We start from the raw sequence: 20,679 nt of genomic DNA, 5'->3' as shown, positions 1-20,679 counted from the left end.
GCCTGCTCGCGAAAGCGGTGTATCAGTCGACATTAATGGTGAATGTAAGTCCGTCTTCGCGAGCAGGCTCGCTCCCACAAGGTTTGTATTCCTGCAGGAGGAGCCGCATGGGTCCTTAGATATCCGCCAACGCCGACACCAGGATCGCCTTAATAGTGTGCATGCGATTTTCCGCTTGCTCGAAGGCGATGTTGGCCGGCGATTCGAAGACTTCTTCGGTCACCTCGACGCCATTGGCCAGGTGCGGATAGCGCGCGGCGATGTCCTTGCCGACCTTGGTTTCGCTGTTGTGGAACGCCGGCAAACAATGCATGAATTTCACGCGCGGGTTGCCGGCGGCCTTCATCATCTCGGCGTTGACCTGGTACGGCAACAGTTGCTCGATGCGTTCGTCCCATGCCTCCACCGGCTCACCCATCGACACCCAAATGTCGGTGTGGATGAAGTCCACGCCCTTGACCGCTTCTTTCGGGTCTTCGGTGATGGTAATGCGCGCGCCGCTTTCTTTGGCGAAGGCTTTGCACTGGGCAATGAAGTCAGCGTGTGGCCACAGGGCTTTCGGCGCGCCGATTCGCACGTCCATGCCGAGTTTGGCGCCGATCATCAGCAGCGAGTTGCCCATGTTGTAGCGGGCGTCACCGAGGTAAGCGTAGCTGATGTCGTGCAGCGGTTTGTCGCTGTGTTCGCGCATGGTCAGGGTGTCGGCGATCATTTGGGTCGGGTGGAATTCAGCGGTCAGGCCGTTGAACACCGGCACGCCGGCAAACTTGGCCAACTCCTCGACGATTTCCTGTTCAAAGCCACGGTACTCGATGGCATCGAACATACGCCCCAGCACGCGGGCGGTGTCTTTCATGCTTTCCTTGTGGCCGATCTGCGACGACACGGGGTCGATGTAGGTGACGTGGGCACCCTGATCATGGGCCGCGACTTCGAAGGCACAACGGGTGCGCGTCGAGGTTTTCTCGAAGATCAGTGCAATGTTCTTGCCTTGCAGGTGCGGACGCTCGGTGCCGGTGTACTTGGCGCGTTTGAGGTCGCGGGAAAGGTCCAGCAAATAGTGCAGCTCGCGAGTCGTATGGTGCATCAGCGAGAGCAGGCTACGGTTGCGCATGTTGAAAGCCATTTTGGATCTCCTTAGGTGTCGGTTATCCCCTTGGCCGCGCATGCCTTGGTGTAGAAGGCAGCGCGAGTCGAGGTGGGCCATTTTAATAGTCGATAGGGTCACGAATGATCGGGCACGTCATGCAGTGGCCGCCGCCACGGCCGCGGCCCAATTCGCCGGCGCTGATGGTGATGACTTCCACACCGGCCTTGCGCAGCAGGGTGTTGGTGTAGGTGTTGCGGTCATAACCGATGACCACGCCTGGTTCCACGGCCACCACGTTGTTGCCGTCATCCCACTGCTCGCGTTCGGCGGCGAAGCTGTTGCCGCCGGTTTCCACCACGCGCAATGCTTTGAGGTTAAGGGCCTTGGCCACGGTGTCGAGGAAGTTGGTCTCTTCGCGACGGATGTCGATGTTCCCCGGTTTGCTTTCGTCAGGGCGAAGGGTGAAGGCCACAATCTGGTTCACCACTTCCGGGAAGATGGTCACCACATCGCGGTCGCAGAAACTGAACACCGTGTCCAGGTGCATCGCAGCCCGGGATTTCGGCAGGCCGGCGACAATCACTTTCTCGACGGCTTTGTTCTTGAACAAATTGACTGCCAGTTGGCCGATAGCCTGACGAGACGAGCGTTCGCCCATACCGATCAAAACCACCCCGTTACCAATCGGCATGACATCACCCCCTTCCAGGGTGGAACTGCCGTGCTCCTTGTCCGGATCGCCATACCAGATCTGGAAGTCGGCGTTGGTGAACTGCGGATGGAACTTGTAGATGGCCGTCGCCAGCAGGGTTTCCTGACGGCGGGCCGGCCAGTACATCGGGTTCAGCGTCACACCGCCGTAAATCCAGCACGTGGTATCGCGGGTGAACTGGGTGTTGGGCAGCGGCGGGAGGATGAAGCTGGAGTGCCCGAGAAAATCGCGGAACATCTGGATGGTCTTGCCGCCGAAGCTGTCCGGCAGGTCGTCAGCAGACACCCCGCCAATCAGGAACTCGGCAATCTTGCGCGGCTCGAGGCTGCGCAGCCAGGAACCGGTTTCGTTGATCAATCCCAACCCAACCGAGTCGGCGGTGATCTTGCGTTCCAGAATCCAGTCCAACGCTTCCGGGATGGCGACGATATCGGTCAGCAGGTTGTGCATTTCCAGCACGTCGACGTTGCGCTCGCGCATTTTGGTGACGAAGTCGAAATGGTCGCGCTTGGCTTGGGCGACCCACAACACATCGTCGAACAGCAGTTCGTCACAGTTGTTCGGGGTCAGCCGCTGGTGAGCCAGGCCTGGAGAGCAAACCATGACTTTACGCAGTTTGCCGGCTTCGGAATGGACGCCGTACTTAACTTTTTCGGTGGTCATTACAGTGATCCTCCAGATGACAAAACACTCAGGTGTTACAGGGTCAGGAAGCCGTCATACAGTCCGTAGGCTGCGACCAGGGCACCCACGACGACTGCTGCGAAAATCAACTTCTCGACGTTGGTGAAAACCGGTTTATTGACTTCAAGTTTAGCCTTGGCAAAAAGAATCGCGCCGGGGGCATAGAGCAGGGCGGAGAGCAGCAAATATTTGACGCCGCCGGCATAGATCAGCCAAACCGCGTAAATCAATGCAACGGCGCCGATGAACAGGTCTTTCTTGCGTTCTGCCACGGCTTTTTCATAGGTTTCGCCGCGCACTGCCAGCAGAAAGGCATAAGCCGCGGACCACAGATACGGCACCAGAATCATCGAGGTGGCGAGGTAGATCAGCGACAGGTAAGTGCTGGCCGAGAACAGGGTGATGATCAGGAACAGCTGCACCATCGCGTTGGTCAGCCACAAGGCATTGACTGGCACCTGGTTGGCATTTTCCTTGCGCAAAAACGCCGGCATGGTGTGGTCCCTGGCGGCAGCGAACATGATTTCCGCACACAGCAGCACCCAGGACAGCAGGGCCCCCAGCAAGGAGATGATCAGACCGACGCTGATCAGCACTGCCCCCCACGGCCCGACCACATGTTCCAGCACCGCGGCCATCGACGGGTTCTGCAGTTTGGCCAGTTCCGGCTGGGTCATGATGCCCAGCGACAGCACGTTCACCAGCACCAGAAACAGCAGCACAGTGATGAAACCGATCACGGTGGCTTTACCGACGTCGCTGCGTGTTTCCGCCCGGGCCGAGAAGATACTCGCGCCTTCAATGCCGATGAATACCCAGACGGTGACCAGCATCATCTTGCGCACTTGGTTCATCACGCTGCCCAGGTCCGGGTTTTTGAGGCCCCAGATATCGGCGGTGAAGATATCCAGCTTGAAGGCGAAAATCGCGATCAGGACAAACAGCAGCAGCGGTACGATTTTGGCGACCGTGGTCACCAGGTTGATGAATGCGGCTTCCTTGATTCCACGCAGCACGAGAAAGTGCACGGCCCAGAGCAGCACCGACGCACCGATTATCGCCGCCACCGTGTTGCCTTCACCGAAGATCGGGAAGAAGTAACCGAGGGTGCTGAACAGCAAAACAAAGTAGCCGACGTTTCCCAGCCAGGCACTGATCCAGTATCCCCAGGCAGACGAGAAACCCATGTAGTCGCCGAAACCCGCCTTGGCGTAGGCGTAAACACCGCCGTCCAGATCCGGCTTGCGGTTGGCCAGGGTCTGGAAGACAAAGGCCAGGGTCAGCATGCCGACGGCCGTAATGGCCCAACCGATCAGAACGGCGCCGACGTCAGCACTGGCGGCCATGTTCTGCGGCAGGGAAAAGATCCCGCCACCGATCATTGAGCCGACGACCAAAGCAACCAGAGCGCCGAGTTTCAGTTTTCCGGGGGATTCAGACATTGCATGACTCCATTTCGAGGGAGAGACAACACTTAGTTTTGTTAGCCAATGTTTACGTGGGTGTAATGCATTCTCATAGTTTGTTGTTATTTAAAGACTTATGGTTGTAAGGCTGTGCTCGATGTTGTTGCTATAAGCGTTTTAAATCAGGCAGAAAAAAATAATTGGTGACTTGACGCTAGTTGGTTTCAGGGTTTTGGCAAATTTAATTTTATGTTTTGGGAGAGGCAGATTAAGTGTTAACAATTAAGGATGAAATTACTATGTTGTCACTCGTTTTCATCGCGATAAGTTATAAAAAAGACACTGCCTGGTGTTAATGGGTAACCGCTATTACGCTTTGTTGGTCGGTTAATATCGACTATGAATTGAAGTGAGGCGCAAAAAATGTCCCAGCCGACGCAAAAACTTCGTTTGAATGCGCTGATTGCCTTAGTGGTGGGGTCGATGATTGGCGGTGGGATCTTTTCCTTGCCGCAGAATATGGCCGAGAAAGCCGATGCTGGCGCGATATTGATCGGCTGGGCAATCACGGCCGTTGGCATGCTGACCCTGGCCTTCGTCTTTCAGACGCTTAATCCCTGTGGGAGCGGGCTTGCTCGCGAAGGCGGTGTATCAGGCAACATTGATGTCGGCTGACACACCCTCTTCGCGAGCAAGCCCGCTCCCACAAGTACTGCGCTTAACTGACTGGCATTCCGGCGGTCGGCAATGCATGCGCCGTCTCCAGCGGAATCTCCAGCGTAAAAACCGCTCCGTGGCCTGGTCCGTCGCTATGCACGCAAAGATGCCCGTTCATCTCTACCGCTGCGAGTGCACAACTGTGCAGGCCAAAACCGTGGCCTTCCTTGCGCGTGGTGAAACCGTGATTAAAGATGCGGGTGATGTTCTCGGCAGCGATCCCTTCGCCCTGATCTTCTACGCTGAGGCGCAGTGTTGCGTTATCGACAATCTTGACGCCCAGCGTCATATGGCGCTGATGATCGCTGACCTTGGACATTGCATATTTGGCATTGCTGATCAGGTTGATCAGGATCAACAGCAGTCGGTGTTTGTCGCCGATGATCGTCGGCGTGTCCTGGTAGTCCTTGGTGACGACGACATGGTGGCGACTCAGCGCACCGGAATTCATGCGTAACGCATCCTCGAACAGATCGACGACGTTCAACGGCTCGACCAGCCTGGCGGCGCCGGCATAAGCCTGCTGAGTGGAAACGATGTCCTTGATGTGATCGATGCTTTTGCTGAGTTGTGACAGTTCCTCAACGATGCTCGATTGCTCAGCCGCAATGGAATCGACCAGTTGATTGAGGTAACCGCGCAGCAGTTTGCCTTTTTCATCGAAGGTCATGAACTGCCCCAGGTCTTCGGCATGCTCGTTCATCATGTTTACCGCTTTACCCAGGCCCAGGGTTTTGCTGACCGCTAATTTGCGCGTGATCAAATCTGCCGAGACATTAACGCTGTTCAGCACATTGCCGACGTTATGCAACACATTGGTTGCGATCTCTGCCATGCCGGCCATTCGCGCGGCATCGACCAGTTCGCGCTCGGCTTCGATCAACTCGCGGGTGCGTTCCTCGACGCGTTGCTCCAACCGCTCGTTTGCCGTCTGTAACTCGTTGTTCATCTTGTTGATCACGGCATAACTGCGAACCAGCCGGGCCGCCAGGTACAACAACAGCAACGCCATGATGCCGGCGCATATTCCGAGATAAAGGTGATATTGGTGGTCTGTTGCGCCAGTGCGCCGTTGTGTCTCGTTCAATAATTCGTTGAGGCTGTCCAGTTGCTGTGCGACCGGAATCACACTGATGCGATCAAGCAGGTCATTGACAATGGGCTGCTCTCGAACGATGGCGTTTACATGCTCGACAAATGCAGTAAAAGGCTGGCGCCGATCCAATGGCATTTGATCGATGTGTTCGTTGAGCTTGTTCAGTTGATGGGCGATCTCGTCGGCTTTGTCATGGGATACATAGAGGGCGTACTCGACGGTTGCCAGCATGAGATTGAATACGTTTGAGGCGGTGGTTAAATCCTGATTGTTGTTATTGTCCAGTAATGCCTGAATGTCATTTTCTTGTTCAGGCAGGGCATCCAGTGAGGTTCGCAATGCCGTGTTGTGCTGTTTGAATTGCTCGACCAATCGGGTTTTGTTTTCCACCGCATCCAGATAACCCTGGCGCCGGGATTGCCAAAGTGTCGAAAGCGGGCCGGCAGCGTTAAGGTCATCGAGATGCTGCCATCGTTGCTCTGCTTCAGGATGTGGCACCAGAAGCAGATTGTTGTTTATACCGATTTTTGCTCTAAGAATTTTCACGTTCCAATTGGCATCGAACTGCTTGAGTTGGCGAACGAAGTCGCGCGACTCGAAGTAGGTCGATGTGTCATAGGAATAGGATTTGATCAGCAAAAATACAAGTACGCTGAAAAGGGTCAGCGCAATGGCGCCCAAGGCCGTCCATTTGTAATGATTGGAAAGCGTCATTGCGGCATTCCTCCCTGGGCCATCTTGAGAGAGAGGATTTGCCGACGGTTAATAATTTCCATTTTTGCGCTCCCTGCAAAATGGCGATCATCACCACATTGTTTGTAAGCCTAGCGTTGTTGGCGGACACCGTTGAAAAAAACACCGAATGCGCTATCAGCGCCGCTATCGCATCAATCAGGCCCGTCGCGCTTTGCTGCAGCGGGTAGCAGAGGCGGGAATTCCTCCGGTGTGAGGGTTTCCTTTTCCAGCAACAGGCGGGCCCCCTCATCCAGGTCGGCCCGACGACTCTCCAGCAATGCCTTGGCCCGTTGGTAGGCTTCATCGAGCAGGGCGCGGATACCCAGGTCGATTTCGCGGGCGGTCTGCTCCGAGTAATCCTTCTCGCCCACCGTGGCCATGCGGTCTCCCAGGTACGTTGCGTTTTGCCGCTCCAGCACTGATTGTCCGAGTTCGGCGCTCATGCCGAACCGGGTGATCAGTTGCCGGGCGATATCGGTCGCGCGGACAAGATCATCGGCGGCACCGGTGGAGATCTGGCCATAGATCAGGTCTTCGGCGGCACGCCCGGCCATTAGCACGACAATCCGGTCCTTGAGCGTCTGGCAACTGATCAGGAAGTGATCCTCGGTCGGTCGTTGCAGGGTATAGCCGAGCGAGCCGATGGCGCGGGGCACGATCGACACTTTATGCACCGGGTCCATCGCCGGCAGCGTGCTGGCGGCCAGGGCATGCCCCATCTCGTGATAGGCCACCACCCGACGCTCGTCAGGATCGAGCAGGCTGCTCTTGCGCTCGAGCCCCGCGATGAGGCGCTCTACCGCTGCGGTGAAATCATTCAGACCGACCGCCTCGGCGCCGCGTCGGGTGGCGACGATGGCCGCTTCGTTAACCAGATTGGCCAGGTCGGCGCCGGTGAAACCGGTGGTGATCTCGGCGATACGTGCGCCATCAAGCCCTGGCTCCACGGTGACTTTCTTGAGATGAACGCTGAGGATTGCTTCCCGACCTTTGCGGTCGGGGCGGTCGATCAGAATCTGCCGATCAAAGCGCCCGGCCCGCAACAACGCCGGGTCAAGGACCTCCGGGCGGTTGGTCGCGGCCAGCAACACCACGCCCTCGCGGGGATCGAAGCCATCCAGATCGGCCAGTAGCTGGTTGAGGGTCTGTTCTTTTTCGTCATTGCCGCCCAACGTTCCGACGCCGCGCATCTTGCCCAGCGCATCGAGTTCATCGATGAAGATGATGCAGGGTGCTGCCTGCCGTGCCTGTTCGAAGAGGTCGCGGACCCGTGCTGCACCGACCCCGACGAACATCTCGACGAACTCGGAGCCGGAGATCGAGAAAAACGGCACACCGGCTTCACCGGCGATGGCTTTGGCCACCAGCGTCTTGCCGGTGCCGGGCGGGCCGACCAGCAAGGTGCCCTTGGGAATGTGCGCACCCAAGCGTGCGTATCGTTCCTTGTCTTTGAGAAACGAGACGATTTCCACCAGCTCGGCCTTGGCTTCGTCGATGCCGGCGACATCGGCGAAGGTCACTCCGGTGTCGCGTTCGACAAACACCCTGGCCCGGGATTTGCCGACATTCATCAAACCGCCAAGGCCTTGTTTGTCCGCCATCCTGCGAAACAGGAAATTCCAGAAGGCCATAATCAGGACAAACGGCAATAGCCAGCCCAACAGGCTGTTCATAAAAGTGTTTTCGGTAACTCCGGTAAAACTGGCGCCCGATTGAGAGAGTTCTGTCGCCAGCGCCGGATCGACCCGCACGGTGGAGAATCGATCGTGTCCGTTGATGGGCTCTTGCAACTTGCCGCTGATCTGGTCCTTATCGACCTGCAAATCACTGACTTTCTGCTCGTTCAACAATTGCAGAAACTGGCTGTACGGGAGGGGCTGCACCGTCTGGCGCTCGCCAAAGAATATCTGCATGAGACTCAGCACGATAAAAACGATCGCGAAGTAGGACAGATTCCACTGGTCATTCTTTTTCATGGCCTTGGCTCAGCATCAGCATGAGAACGCAGGTCGTTCAAAACGAGCCGCGCCGCCTGGCATTAACCGCGCCCGCCCGGTTACTTTTAGACTACGCCAAAAAAGCCCCGTGCCGGCTTCCCGACAAAGGGCTTTTCTGGCGTGAAGGGCTGTCTTGGATTCAGCTGGATTTGATTTGCACCTTTTTGTCCGCTTTCATGGCTTCGGGTTTTTTCGGCAGTGAAATACTCAGCACGCCTTTGCTGAAATTTGCTTCGATCTTGTCGGTATCGACACCTTTTGGCAGGCTGAACGCCCGCTCGAAGGCGCCATAATGACGCTCTGACACGTGATAGCCTTTTCTTTTTTCTTCCTTGTCCTCTTTCTTTTCACCCTTGATGATCAAATTGCCGTTAGACAATTGGATGTCGATATTCTCCTGATCCATGCCTGGCAATTCGGCGGTGATTTCGAAGCTTTCATCTTTCTCGGTAATGTCCACCGCAGGCAGGCTGCGCCCGATAAATTCCCGACTCCAGAACGGTTCGACATCGAACAGTCCTCGCCGGAAAGGCGTTAGACCCGAGCCACGATTGAAGTCTTCGAACAGGTGATCGACCTGCTGGCGCAGTTTTTCCAGAGGACGCCAAGGGTCTGATGTAGCCGTCGGTTGCTGATTGGTTTTTTCATCGTCGGTCTGCACCGGCATTTTCTTCTCGAAATTGGCCATTTTTCATACCTCCTCTCGAGTACTGCGGTGGGCCGGGAACAACTCGGAGGCCGGTCCACCACGACAAATTCAGGCCTTACCTTAAAAGGTTAGTATTCCTGCGACCGCCAGACCGACCAACAGTCGGTTGCTGACGGCGAGCCGTCTTTTTTCGAGAACTTGCGCGCACCGAAGTGCGAAGGCGGGGAAAGTTTCGCATCTTCTGCGTAACCCAATCTGCAGGAGTCCAGCCTGTCTGATCACCAGTTAAAACTGTTCCAGTGAGAATGGGGAGAGCCTTGGCCGATGTTCGGCTACAGTAGGTAAGTCATCGAAATGGAGATCGGACATGCAATGCTTGATTTGCCAGGCTGCGGCTAAAATTGTTCACGCGACAGGATGCTGGTCGGAGGTCAAATGCTCGGCTGGATGTGGACACTTCAGGGTCTCAGCGAACCTTGTCGCGAAGATGAAGTTCAAGAACGAATTCTTTGATGTTGAGCGAACAAGGCAATGGCTTGAGATGGCTCGGAACGAGGGGCCAATGCCGTTGATATCGACCTACGATTACAATGTTTCCTTATTGCGCCGCGCCACCAATGAGCGATCTGGAAGCTTGTCGAGTCGTTCGAGGAAATCGATCACTTCGGAATAGATCTTCGTACTTCGATCCGCCCCGGGCCTGGTGTAATTGCAGGGTCAGTTCCTGCACTTCATTCTCCAGCATGCGCAGGTAATGGCGGCAGGCTTCAGGTTCAGTCGGGCATCCAAGCCAGTCACTGGTGTCTTCGATGTCGAGAGGGGCCACGGTCATGTCTTGTTGGGACTGTTTATATAGGCAGCAATCGAGGCGAGACGGTCGGGCGAGGGTGCGACGACGAGCTGTGGGATCTTGGAGGGTGTTCGATCGGCAGGGCGCCGGAAGAGGTCGAAAACGGGCCGAGTTATGGAACGCTTCCAGAAAAGCTATGGAATACATACAGATCGGCGGATATTTCGCCAAACCCCAGAAACGACAAAGCCCCGAATAATCAGGGCTCTATCGGTACAAATATGGCGGAGGCAATGTCCGCTAATTTGACGTATTTCGAGTTCTATTGATGTCTGGCAGCGTGTCCGAGAATCTTGAAGTCCCGTTCTGTTCGGGGTGACAGCATGACCTTTACCTCTGAAAAGATCCGGTTAATTGCGAAGTAATCGAGCTGTCGCACTGACAAAAACCAGCAAAACACTCACGCAGCCCAGAGCAAATGACAAGGTACTCAGATGGGCGACCGCCCCGATAAATACGGGTCCTATCAGAATCCCCGTGTAGCCCATCGAGATGACAGCGGGGATAGCGACGGCCTGTGGCATACGTTGCTGACGGCCTACGGCAGTAAAGAGCACCGGGACAATGTTTGAGCAGCCGGCACCGACCAGAGCGTAGCCAATCAAGGATGCGGCCCAGCCGTCGATTCCAAGCGACACGATCATGCCAGCGGCTGCGCAGAGTCCGCCAAGCGCAACGACGCGCACGCCGCCTAGTTTGCTGACGATGGCATCGCCTGTCAGGCGGCCCACCGTCATCGCTGCGGCGAAGGATGCGTAGCCCAAGCCGGCGATGCTTGGCTCTAACCCTCGGTTCGAGACAAGGAAAACCGCGCTCCAGTCGAGGATTGCACCTTCAGTGAGGAAGACGATGAAACAGAGCGCCCCTAAAAACAGCACGATACCCCTGGGCACCGCGAACATGGGTCCACCCCGTTCAGTGCCGTAAGCCAGCAAAGCCGGCGCTGCCTTGTAAAGCGATCCCAGAACGGCGGCAACGATACAAAGCGCCGCAACCAATGGATCCAGCCCGAAGGTCAATAAAGCAGTCATCGCCCCGGCGCCCACTATGCCTCCGACGCTGTACAGGCCATGGAAGCCGGACTGAAGTGCCTGGCCGCTGTTTTTTTCGACAATGACGGACTGAATGTTCATGGCGCAATCCAGCATGCCCATGCTGGCGCCGAAGAGAATGACCGCGATCACCAGGCCCGGCAACCACGCCACGGTGCTTAATAGCGGAAGAAGGGCACACAAGACAATCGTCGCCCAGATTACGACCGGTCGGCATCCATAGTGTGCAGTGAGATAACCAGCGAAGGGCATGGCCACGATAGATCCACCGCCCAGGCCAAGCAGCAACAACCCCAGGCCACCATCGTCCAGGCCAGCGCGGGCTTTAACCAATGGGACCAGAGGCGCCCATGCGGACATGAGTAAACCCGCGATAAGGAAGGCGATGCGTGTAGACATCCGCTCGCTGTGGTTAGCCGTGGGTACCAACACGGGCGATGGAGCATTCATAGTTCTCGGTAATCCTTATCGATGATGCTAGCCATCGTTTGTTCGGCTTAGACAGTACGGGTTTCTTGTGTGTGTTTGGCGCGCCGAGGTTTCGGAAAACCTAGCGCCTGCGCTCATACGTTGCTCTATAACTGCTTGGCGCGACGCCAAAGAAGTCACGAAAACGCATATGGAAATTGGCGAAACTACAGAAGCCGGTCGCAATCGCGATATCGGTGATGGGCCGATTGCTCTGCAGAATAAGCTGCCGCGCTCGTGTCAAGCGCAGCTCAAGGTAGTAACGCGTGGGCGTGGCGCCCACGAAACGGCAGAAGCGACGCTCTAATTGTCGTCGGGAAATGTTCACACACTCAGCGACTTCGTCGATGGATAACGGCTCTTCAATGTTCTTTTGCATCAGTTCTAAAGCAAGCTTCAGGGTTTGAGGCAAGGTGGGGTCAGAGTCAACGATGACCGTCGATATCCCAGACACTTCAGCGGTTTGATCACAACTGAGTATTTCCTCGACAGCATGGGTCAGCGAGACGCTTTGTTTAGTAGTGATGAGCTCGAGCATCATGCGTAACGAGCTGCTGGCGCCAGCGCACGTGATACGGTTTTTGTCTATTACGTGAGTTCGACAAGAGACCAGGACTTTGGGGAAAACATCCTCCATCATCGCTCGTCCATCGGGATGGAAGGCGCACTCGACACCGTCCATTAGCTGAGCTTCCGCCAGGAAAAATGCACCGTTCCACAAACCTCCCATCGTCGCGCCAAGAGAGGCGACGTTACGCAGCTTGCGTCGTAATAGTGGATCGCTGACCAGCTTCACTCGTAAACCACCGGCGACAATGAGAACGTCGATACGATCCGGTAGTTGTGACAGCTCCAGGTCTGCTGAAATCGCAATGCCCAAATCGCTCATTACCAGACGGTTTTTGATGCCGACAGTCAACACATCGAACGCCGGTGTCTCGCTAATCAGGTTGGCGGTCACCAGCGCATCGATAGCGCCAGTGAACGACATCATCGAGAAATTGTTCAAAAGCACGAAAGCCACACGAGTCACTGCCTGCGGCCTTACTGGTTTCTGCGCCGTATAGGAGTACCCCATGTTCTTGTCTTTGAGCACGCTCTCGAATACGAATGGCATAAATCCTCATGGACACCTGAACGAATAGCCAAGAAACCGTTGCGGATCTACGCAGCGGTTTTTGGAGCAGACAGCAACAAATCAAAGAATGATTGGCAGTCTTCACTACCGGGCAATGCTTCAACACTGTTCTTGATGGCATTGCTGAGGGTGGTTCCCAAACTGTCATTTGCCAGTAAATGGTATTTAGCAGCGAATTCGTCACTCGACATAGGGTTGCCGGGGTCGCCCTTGGCCGTCGCGGTAGGGCTCGTAAGACGCGTGCCGTCTTTCAGGGTAACCGTGACGCGGGACAGTATTTCCTCCGGGAACCTGGCCGACAGGTCAGGCGCCTCATGAAGGGTGATTTTCTCGCTGATGCTCAAGATGTCTGGTGCATGAATGGAATCACCGGTGACCTCTTTTGGCCCCAGCTTCCCGCGAACGATCAAGGCCGCCAGCGGGAACGCCAGCGCATACTGGGCCTCGTCCGCGTTCTTCGGAAAATGCCCCTGCAAGCACACAGACTCATGGAATGTTTCGACATCTATAGTCTCGATCAACTCTGCAGTGATGACCGGATGTGCTCGCATCAAATCGGTCATGGCGGTGAGTGCCGGTTGCGCCCAGCGACATACCGGCCAAGGCTTGAAATATTGCTCGTCGATCTCCCAACGGGTTCCGATGTCCTGCCAGAAAGTGGAAATCTCCAACGGTTCAACGGTGGCGGCTGGGGCGCCAGTGACACCGAGCTGCGCCATCAGTAGTGCGTTCAGTCCGGCATACGCCCCGGCGCCGTGGGCATCACGCAACATTGTCGGAAAGCTCACCAGGCGCATCATCGGGCATCTCGGGCCGAAGTATTCTGCGATACCCAACGCATGACGGAATGTCGCTTCATCAAGCTTCAGCAGACGGGCACCGGCGCAAACGACCCCGATTCCGGAAAAGGCGCCTGAGGCATGATATTCAGGAGCAGTGGCCATCAATGCCTGGCCCGCACGCAGGGCGGTCTCATAACCGATGCACAGTGCGCTGAGGAATTCCTCGCCGCTGATGTCTTTGCCCTGGCTGCGATACGCGTCAACCAATGCAACAAGGGCCGGGACAACGGTTGCACCCGCATGTCCCTTGGAGGTGAAGTGACCTTCATGTGCATCCAGGCTATCAACGCAGAAACCGCCTGCATACGCAGCGCCCAATGGATGCACGGCTCTGCCGTCGAACCAAAGGCGGCTGGACAGCTTGTTGGCAGAGTAGTGGGTGTCAGCGTAGGTTTTGAGCATCACGCTGGTTTGATTGTCGCGAGCACCGGCGGCCACACCAATGATGTCGAGCAGGCAAGTTTTAACCAACTCGCGTGTATGCAGGGGCGCGTCCTTGTAACTGAAATTCTGGACGAATGAATACAACTGCATTTCATGATTCCTGAATGATGAACGCCGAAACGGATAAAAAGTTGCCCGGGGAAGAGCAACCTTTTATGCAGATTTAAATGAAGGGATTAATTTTTTGCGGTGGCGGTATTAGCCGCGGCTCGTGCGTCTACCAGCCAGCTGTCGTATTTCGCGTGATGGGCCGCGATCCATTCTTTGGCGTGACGAGTAATGTCAGCTGCACTTTTTTCACCATTGTGCATTTTGAGATTTTGCGCGCTTTCATCGTCAGTAGAGATCTGCATTTCAGACAGGAACTTCACGGCAGCCGGATTTTTCTCGGCGAACTCTTTGTTGATGACCGCTCTGACACTGTCGACCGCGAAACCAAGGTTTTTACCATTGAAGGTAGTGTTGACATCGTTTTTACCACCTGGAAGATCCGTACGTGGCACGGTTAACCAAACAACATCTTTACCTTCGATCAGAACACCGGAGATCCACTGAGGTACCCAGGTGTAATAGAGAATCGGCTTGCCTTCTTTGTAACGAGCAATGGTGTCGGCCATCAGGGCAAAATAGGAGCCCTGGTTATTTGTGACAGTCTTATCCAGGCCATAGGCTTTCATATGGTGGGCAATGATCAGCTCACAGCCCCAGCCGGGGTTGCAACCAGTCATGTCCGCTTTACCGTCGCCGTTACTATCGAACAGCTTGGCAATCTCTGGCTTTTTCAAATCATCGAGAGAGGTGATGTGATACTGGTCAGCCGTTTTCTTATCGATCATGTAGCCCTGCAGTACGCCCGGCATAATATTGCCGGTTTTCACCATCGCTTCATCGCCGCCGGCCTTCGCGTAGAACGATTTGTGCAGTTCCTCCCACAGATGTACCGAGAAATCAGCGTCACCATTGGCAAGTGCAATCATCATGGTGGAGTATTCGGTTTCCTTAGGCGTCTGAACGTCGTAGCCCAATTCCTTGAGCCCCGCCATTGCGATCTCTCCGCGAAATCGCTCTTCGGCAATTGACGGGAAAATCGGGGTGATTGATACCCCTTTTCCGGGCTCCTGCGCCGTGGCGGCTGATGCGAAAACAGGGGCGACCGCTAGTACTAAAAGCGCCACAGAGTGAATGAATTTCTGTTTTATTCCGAAGGTTGTGAAGTTCATTATCGTTTGCCTTGGCTGGATTAAAGAAGTTGGCATTTCTTTTGGTTCACGACGCGCCGCTTAGCGGAGTTAGCTTTGTTTAGGACTGATTTCTATTTTCATGACAGTGTTTTTTCTTTTCAGGCGATAAATGACGCCCGCCGGTCCTGTCTGGTACCAGTGTTCACCTTTGGTTGCCCTGTTACTGCGTTCGCCCATTGCCTGGGTCAGTCGGTCGAGGAAAATCGCCAGCAATACCAGACCCAATCCACCGACGGTTGCCAAGCCCATATCGAGGCGGCCAATCCCTCGAAGTACCATCATCCCCAGTCCACCAACCGATATCATTGAAGCGATCACCACCATGGACAGTGACAACATCAATGCCTGATTCAGACCCGCCATGATCGTCGGTGCAGCTAAGGGAAGTTGAACCCGCCTCAGCATCTGGCGTGGGGTGCATCCGAAAGCCCGTGCAGCTTCAACCTTGTCTTCCGGTACCTGGCGAATGCCCAGATTGGTGAGCCTGACCAGTGGTGCGACCGAAAAGATGATCGTGACCAGTACTCCCGGTACGTTACCGATGCCAAACAGCATCACCACGGGCACCAGATAAACAAATGCAGGCAGTGTTTGCATTGCATCGAGTACCGGGCGCAGAAGCATCTCCAGTCGGTCACTTCGGGCACACAGGACGCCCAGCGGAATGCCAATAACTGCACAGAAAAACAGTGAAGTGAGCACCAGGGCAAGGGTGATCATGGCGTCATTCCATACGCCGATCACTCCTAAGAGGGTGAGGGTGACGAAACAAAGTATGCCTATCTTTTTCCCTCCTATCTGCCAGCCGAAGAGCGTTGCAATAATAATGAATATTGACGGAGGAATAGCCAGTAATCCGAACTGAATACCATTAAGTACTTGGTCGATTGGCCATCTTATCGATCGGAAAACCTCGCGGAAATTATGAACCAGAAAGTTCAGGGCAACTTCTACCCATTGGCCCAAAGGGACGTTGATGGATTGAAAGGGGTCTAGGAAATTGAATTCGTTCATGTCATCACCTGAATGTCCGAGCCTGGCAAGCCAGCAAATAGAGCCTGTTAGTGTCGGCTCATTGTTTGAAGCAGTAGGCTCTTGGAGATCGTGCCTTTGAACACACCCTGGCGATCGAGCACGGCAACTGGATTAACGGCATCAGCAACGATGTGAAAGACGTCCTGCAGAAGTACATCGTCGCGCAGCGTAGGAGTGGAGTGATCCATGGCGTACGGATGCTCTGCGCAAATTTTGGCGACATCACCCGCCTTGAGGATCTTCGAGGCATCAAAGCCTTTGAAGAAAGCTCTGACGTAATCGTTCGCTGGGTTGCAAAGCAGCTCTTGCGGGGTACCGATCTGAACGACCTGACCACCCTCCATGATCGCGATGCGATGGCCGATGCGAATAGCCTCGTCAATGTCATGGGAGATGAAGATGATGGTGCGATGCTGTTCTGCCTGCAGGCGGATCAGCTCGCCCTGCATTTCGTGGCGAATCAACGGGTCGAGTGCCGAGAAGGCTTCGTCCATCAGCAGGATGGCAGGGTCGTTGGCCAGCGCTCGGGCCAGGCCTACCCGCTGTTGCATGCCGCCGGACAGTTGATGCGGATAGCTGTAGGCGTGGCCATCGAGCCCCACCTGTTTGAGTGCCTCGATTGCACGTTTATGCCGTTCACTTTCCTCGACACCCGAGATTTCCAGGCCGAAAGCGACGTTGTCGATCACACTCATGTGGGGCATCAGGGCGAATGACTGAAACACCATGCTCATGTCTTTGCGACGAACGCTGAGGAGATCAGCATCTGACAGACCGGTGATTTCCTGGCCGTTGAGATGGATGGTGCCCGAGGTCGGTTCGATCAGTCGGTTGAACAACCGAACCATCGTCGACTTTCCAGAGCCGGAAAGTCCCATGATGACGAAAATCTCACCGCGTTTTACGGAGAAACTGGCATCAAAAACGCCAACGACTTGACCGGTTTTGCTGAAAATTTCATTCTTGTCAGCACCGCGAGCCAGCATCTCCATCGCGAGCTTTGGCTGAGCACCAAAGACTTTGTAAATGTTTTTTACCGAGAGTATCTCGTCACCAAGACTCATAACCCCTCCTGCTGCAATTACGACATAAGATCAAAAACTTAGGTGTACGTGTCTTGATCAGTTAAGACGGTGCTTGTGGGGGCAGTCAAAATGGGAGACAGATTGGGAATTAGTCATTGTGACCATCCTCTTTATTATGTGATGTTTATTATTTTTGTTTTATCGGCGCTGAATTAAGCAGTTCCTTGAGAACCAAGTTATTACCTAATAGGGTCAGCGTCTAACAACATTTCTTCCCGCCAATCAATAACGTGATGTTATCAATCATTTAAATAGGTCAATTTGCGACTGCGGCAGTGCTAGTTGCGAAGACGACTGCCGCTGGGCCTGTCTTAGACCCACTGTTTCAGCTACGCTCCAGTGTAGGCTCTAGGTGGAACCCTTCGGCCGATCTCATCCCTAACGGCCCTCCGAAAGGCCCCAAACCGGATATTCAATACTCTAGGTTATGGTTAAGCACATCGATCCAGACATGACGCTGCTGAAAATGCCGTCTCTGAAAGCAGTGAAGTCATTCGTAGCCGCCGCCAAATATCAGAGCTTTACGCGTGCGGCTGAAGCGCTGTGCGTTACCCAAGCGGCAATCAGCCGTCAGATTCGGGAGCTTGAGGCGTACCTTGGGGTGGATCTTTTCAAGAGGGTGGGGCGAGCGGTCGAGTTGACGGAAGCCGGGTCCATCTTTTTTGATGCGGCACAGCTATCTTTCGTCAATATTTCCCAAGCGGCGGAGCGCATTCGCACCAACAATGCAGGCAAACGCACGCTGACGCTTTGCTGTTCTCCCGCGTTTTCAGCCCTCTGGCTCGCAGCGAAGCTGCCGGGGTTTTTTACCAAGAACGCAGACATCGACCTCAATCTGGTAACCACTCAAAACTTTTTGTCGATGGAGCCGGGTGTAACTCCGGACATCTTCATCACCAAGATGGCCAGGATTCAGGATGGGTATCGTAGCTATCCGTTGTTCCATGACGTCATCTACCCGGTGTGCACGCCTCGTTACAAAGCGGAGCACCCTGAGCTATCCAGCCTGGAAGGATTACGCGACGGGGTTTTGCTAAACCTCAGCCCCTATGGCAGATCCCAAGTAGCGGAGCATGTTGACTGGGGCGTTTGGCTGGCTTATCACGATGTTGATATCGAGAAACGCCCCCACGACAGTCCTCACGTTTTCAACGCGAATGACTACAACCTGGTGATTAGCATGGTGTTGACCCACCAAGGTGTAGCGCTGGGCTGGAATCACCTGGTCGAAAACCTGATCGAAAACGGCACGCTGATTCGGCCGATCGACGAGGAAGTGGTTCTCCATGAAAGCCAGCACTATCTGACATTTCGTGAAGACCGGATCAATGACGACGCCTGTTGTCGGCTACGCGACTGGATTCTGGCCCAGTTTTCCAGAGCCGTTTAGAGGAAAGGAAGGCGGCCGTGATTGAGCAATCACTCGAGGTGCGGGGGAGCTCCACCGCCAACAGGTATTGCTCAAGGCAGAACTGAAGGGGATGCCGGTGGTGATCATTCATGATTCTCACCACCGGCAGTGTTGCACTTAGCCGACAGATCTTAACGGGATGGTGTCATTGAGCTGATCAAGCATCGTTTTGCAGTACCAATCATCAAATTGACACACACCAATTTCGCTGGCCACCGACAACGGGCCTGGCTCGTAAGCAGGGGAGCTGACCCCGACCTGTGCCCCTTCAACCAAGGTGCGATCCTGGTCATTGGTTGCAAGCCAAACCTTGGTCAGGCGATCGATGTCGTAGTCGACACCTTCCTGCGCGTCCTTCTTGACGATCCATTTTGTGGTGACCAACGTCTCGCCCGGACCAATGGGCAGTACGCGGAAGCTCAGCGCGTGATCGCCCAGAAAGTGGTTCCAGGTTGATGGGTAGTTGAAATACAGCAGCGCACCGATGTTGGCTTCTCCGGTGGTGTCCAACCGGCCAGCGACCGCAGGCTTGCCATCCATTGTGTAGCTGACGGCCCCGGAAAACAGGGGGATGCGCGTCATTCGGAAACGACCTTTATCATCCATGACCAATCGGCTAGGCAGACCTGCCGCCTCGCAGCGATCCCAGTGCTCTTTGAGTTCGGGATCTTCATCGCCGCCGGCGCCACCCACCGATGGGTTGTCCACGAATGAGTGCATCAATTCCGGGTGAGTACAATCGCAGTGGTAGCACTCACGGTTGTTCTCGAAAACCAGTTTCCAGTTGCCTTTCTCAATGATGTTCGACTCAAACGCGACTTTGCAGTCCTCCAGGTTATGAGGCGCAACGAAAGGGGTGACGGATTTTCTGAACGACGAAAAGTCTGGGGCGACCTCTGCAACGCACACATAGATGTACGTTTCGACGACCTCACAATGCACCGACTTCAACCCATGCTGAGACTTGTCGAAATCATCCCCCATGTTCCCGGCGAAAAGCAGTTTGCCGTCCAGCTCGAATGTCCATTTGTGGTAAGGGCACACCAGTTTGGCAACTTTGCCGCTGGCTTCCGGGCACACCTTGGAGCCGCGATGGCGGCAGGCGTTGTGGAATGCACGAATCTGCTTGTCTGCGCCGCGCACGATAGCGACAGGGTAGTCGCCGATTTGCAGCGACAGGTACTGACCTGACTTCTCCAGCTCAAATGTGTGCCCTGCGAAGATCCAGCTTTTGTGCCAGATCTGTTGCAGATCCTGCCTGTAAACGTCTGGATCGCTATAAAGGGCACCTGGCAGCGCGTGGTCAGGCTTGCGCTGCGCGATAAGATTTGAAACTGCCGATTTAGTGCTCACGGTCAACACACTCCAAAATACCAAGGGGGCGAAACGTTCAGCCTGCTCAGCGAGGTGAGGCCAAACGGTCTTGAGTTCGCAGTACCGCCTGAGGATGCAAGCCCATCAAACTGTGCTGCTTCTATCCGCGAACCGGTACGTTTTGCGACGTCCAGAAAGCGCCTTACGAAAAATGTGCCTTCTTGGATGGGGGGGCCATCCGTGCACTCATTTCGTTCAAGTCCTTACTCATGCAGACATTTCTGGAATGCCAATGTTTGCATCAATAGCTATATTTCTACATCACCTTAATTCGAGCCTGGGAAACCAGATCTTAATTAATGAGACGACTGTACGAGAAAAACGTTTATCCAATGTGTCGGTAGAATATCGCTGTTGTAAGGCTACGACGGTAATCGTGCGTCAACAAGAAACATTTACTCTTATCAATGCATAAACAAATGTTATCGATTGATGCCGCCGCTTCGGTGATGATTTTTTATGTTGTTGATTGTTAAGAAGAATTAATTTTATTGGCTGAAGAATTTACCCTTTCAGAAAGGTATGCGGCAGCAATACACTCTATTGACCACCTTCTTGGCGCATGCGAGTCTGGATTCAGCAGTCCACCGCACTAGTTGGTAACACAGCCTCTGCAGGTCATTTGTGAAAGCAGAAATCTGCTCTTTACAGAG

Annotated in this window: 14 protein-coding genes and 1 pseudogene; 2 read left to right on the top strand and 13 right to left on the bottom strand. The window is 54.7% G+C overall.

The annotated features are described in order from the left end of the window. Nucleotides 1–115 precede the first annotated feature (115 nt). From KW848_RS13950 to arcD, 3 genes are all read right to left on the bottom strand, one after another. Complete coding sequence (locus KW848_RS13950; protein WP_111449876.1) at nt 116–1,126, bottom strand: ornithine carbamoyltransferase; 1,011 nt, start codon at nt 1,124–1,126, stop codon at nt 116–118. 82 nt (nt 1,127–1,208) lie between these two features. After that, the gene (arcA, locus tag KW848_RS13945; protein ID WP_192407865.1) at nt 1,209–2,465 is read right to left on the bottom strand and encodes an arginine deiminase; all 1,257 of its coding nucleotides are present in this window, start codon (nt 2,463–2,465) and stop codon (nt 1,209–1,211) included. A gap of 35 nt (nt 2,466–2,500) precedes the next feature. Beyond that, entirely contained in the window at nt 2,501–3,928 is a 1,428-nt protein-coding gene (arcD, locus tag KW848_RS13940) for an arginine-ornithine antiporter (protein WP_218537186.1), read from the bottom strand. A 387-nt stretch (nt 3,929–4,315) separates the two neighbouring features. Here arcD and KW848_RS13935 point away from each other — a divergent pair. Then, nucleotides 4,316–4,504: pseudogene (locus KW848_RS13935) on the top strand (arginine-ornithine antiporter); the annotation flags it as partial. Between the two features lie 106 nt (nt 4,505–4,610). Here KW848_RS13935 and KW848_RS13930 read toward each other — a convergent pair. From KW848_RS13930 to KW848_RS13890, 9 genes are all read right to left on the bottom strand, one after another. Further along, a complete protein-coding gene (locus KW848_RS13930; protein ID WP_218537185.1) occupies nt 4,611–6,419 on the bottom strand; it encodes a DAHL domain-containing protein in 1,809 nt (602 codons plus the stop codon). A gap of 173 nt (nt 6,420–6,592) precedes the next feature. Then, on the bottom strand, nt 6,593–8,416 hold the full coding sequence (ftsH, locus tag KW848_RS13925) for an ATP-dependent zinc metalloprotease FtsH (protein WP_218537184.1): 1,824 nt from the start codon (nt 8,414–8,416) through the stop codon (nt 6,593–6,595). Nucleotides 8,417–8,576: 160 nt separating this feature from the next. After that, the gene (locus KW848_RS13920; RefSeq protein ID WP_192407872.1) at nt 8,577–9,125 is read right to left on the bottom strand and encodes an Hsp20/alpha crystallin family protein; all 549 of its coding nucleotides are present in this window, start codon (nt 9,123–9,125) and stop codon (nt 8,577–8,579) included. Nucleotides 9,126–10,286: 1,161 nt separating this feature from the next. Next, nucleotides 10,287–11,438: an MFS transporter gene (locus tag KW848_RS13915; RefSeq protein ID WP_218537183.1), complete on the bottom strand. Its 1,152-nt coding sequence runs from the start codon at nt 11,436–11,438 to the stop codon at nt 10,287–10,289. 100 nt (nt 11,439–11,538) lie between these two features. Continuing rightward, complete coding sequence (locus KW848_RS13910; protein ID WP_192407876.1) at nt 11,539–12,573, bottom strand: GlxA family transcriptional regulator; 1,035 nt, start codon at nt 12,571–12,573, stop codon at nt 11,539–11,541. 47 nt (nt 12,574–12,620) lie between these two features. Then, on the bottom strand, nt 12,621–13,970 hold the full coding sequence (locus tag KW848_RS13905; RefSeq protein ID WP_218537182.1) for an MmgE/PrpD family protein: 1,350 nt from the start codon (nt 13,968–13,970) through the stop codon (nt 12,621–12,623). An 86-nt stretch (nt 13,971–14,056) separates the two neighbouring features. Next, nucleotides 14,057–15,100 carry a glycine betaine/L-proline ABC transporter substrate-binding protein ProX gene (proX, locus tag KW848_RS13900; RefSeq protein WP_218537181.1) on the bottom strand — a complete coding sequence of 348 codons (1,044 nt, stop codon included), beginning with the start codon at nt 15,098–15,100 and terminating at the stop codon, nt 14,057–14,059. A 69-nt stretch (nt 15,101–15,169) separates the two neighbouring features. Beyond that, nucleotides 15,170–16,174 (bottom strand): glycine betaine/L-proline ABC transporter permease ProW, encoded by a 1,005-nt coding sequence (gene proW / locus KW848_RS13895; protein WP_309140071.1) that lies wholly within the window; start codon nt 16,172–16,174, stop codon nt 15,170–15,172. An 8-nt stretch (nt 16,175–16,182) separates the two neighbouring features. Then, entirely contained in the window at nt 16,183–17,220 is a 1,038-nt protein-coding gene (locus tag KW848_RS13890) for a glycine betaine/L-proline ABC transporter ATP-binding protein (RefSeq protein ID WP_192407880.1), read from the bottom strand. A 448-nt stretch (nt 17,221–17,668) separates the two neighbouring features. Between KW848_RS13890 and KW848_RS13885 the strand changes: the two genes are divergently transcribed. Further along, entirely contained in the window at nt 17,669–18,631 is a 963-nt protein-coding gene (locus KW848_RS13885) for a LysR family transcriptional regulator (RefSeq protein ID WP_218537179.1), read from the top strand. Between the two features lie 138 nt (nt 18,632–18,769). On the opposite strand, the gene KW848_RS13880 is transcribed toward KW848_RS13885, so the two are convergent. Beyond that, on the bottom strand, nt 18,770–20,005 hold the full coding sequence (locus KW848_RS13880) for an aromatic ring-hydroxylating dioxygenase subunit alpha (RefSeq protein WP_218537178.1): 1,236 nt from the start codon (nt 20,003–20,005) through the stop codon (nt 18,770–18,772). Nucleotides 20,006–20,679: the final 674 nt, after the last annotated feature.

This window comes from Pseudomonas sp. PDM25 (genome assembly GCF_019219045.1).
Lineage (GTDB): Bacteria > Pseudomonadota > Gammaproteobacteria > Pseudomonadales > Pseudomonadaceae > Aquipseudomonas.
This window is presented reverse-complemented; position numbering and strand designations above follow the sequence as displayed.

What these genes read in the sequence shown, in the direction of transcription:
- KW848_RS13950 (WP_111449876.1), bottom strand. Translation starts at nt 1,126, where the DNA reads ATGGCTTTCAACATGCGCAACCGTAGCCTGCTCTCGCTGATGCACCAT.
- arcA (WP_192407865.1), bottom strand. Translation starts at nt 2,465, where the DNA reads ATGACCACCGAAAAAGTTAAGTACGGCGTCCATTCCGAAGCCGGCAAA.
- arcD (WP_218537186.1), bottom strand. Translation starts at nt 3,928, where the DNA reads ATGTCTGAATCCCCCGGAAAACTGAAACTCGGCGCTCTGGTTGCTTTG.
- KW848_RS13930 (WP_218537185.1), bottom strand. Translation starts at nt 6,419, where the DNA reads ATGACGCTTTCCAATCATTACAAATGGACGGCCTTGGGCGCCATTGCG.
- ftsH (WP_218537184.1), bottom strand. Translation starts at nt 8,416, where the DNA reads ATGAAAAAGAATGACCAGTGGAATCTGTCCTACTTCGCGATCGTTTTT.
- KW848_RS13920 (WP_192407872.1), bottom strand. Translation starts at nt 9,125, where the DNA reads ATGGCCAATTTCGAGAAGAAAATGCCGGTGCAGACCGACGATGAAAAA.
- KW848_RS13915 (WP_218537183.1), bottom strand. Translation starts at nt 11,438, where the DNA reads ATGAATGCTCCATCGCCCGTGTTGGTACCCACGGCTAACCACAGCGAG.
- KW848_RS13910 (WP_192407876.1), bottom strand. Translation starts at nt 12,573, where the DNA reads ATGCCATTCGTATTCGAGAGCGTGCTCAAAGACAAGAACATGGGGTAC.
- KW848_RS13905 (WP_218537182.1), bottom strand. Translation starts at nt 13,970, where the DNA reads ATGCAGTTGTATTCATTCGTCCAGAATTTCAGTTACAAGGACGCGCCC.
- proX (WP_218537181.1), bottom strand. Translation starts at nt 15,100, where the DNA reads ATGAACTTCACAACCTTCGGAATAAAACAGAAATTCATTCACTCTGTG.
- KW848_RS13890 (WP_192407880.1), bottom strand. Translation starts at nt 17,220, where the DNA reads ATGAGTCTTGGTGACGAGATACTCTCGGTAAAAAACATTTACAAAGTC.
- KW848_RS13885 (WP_218537179.1), top strand. Translation starts at nt 17,669, where the DNA reads ATGGTTAAGCACATCGATCCAGACATGACGCTGCTGAAAATGCCGTCT.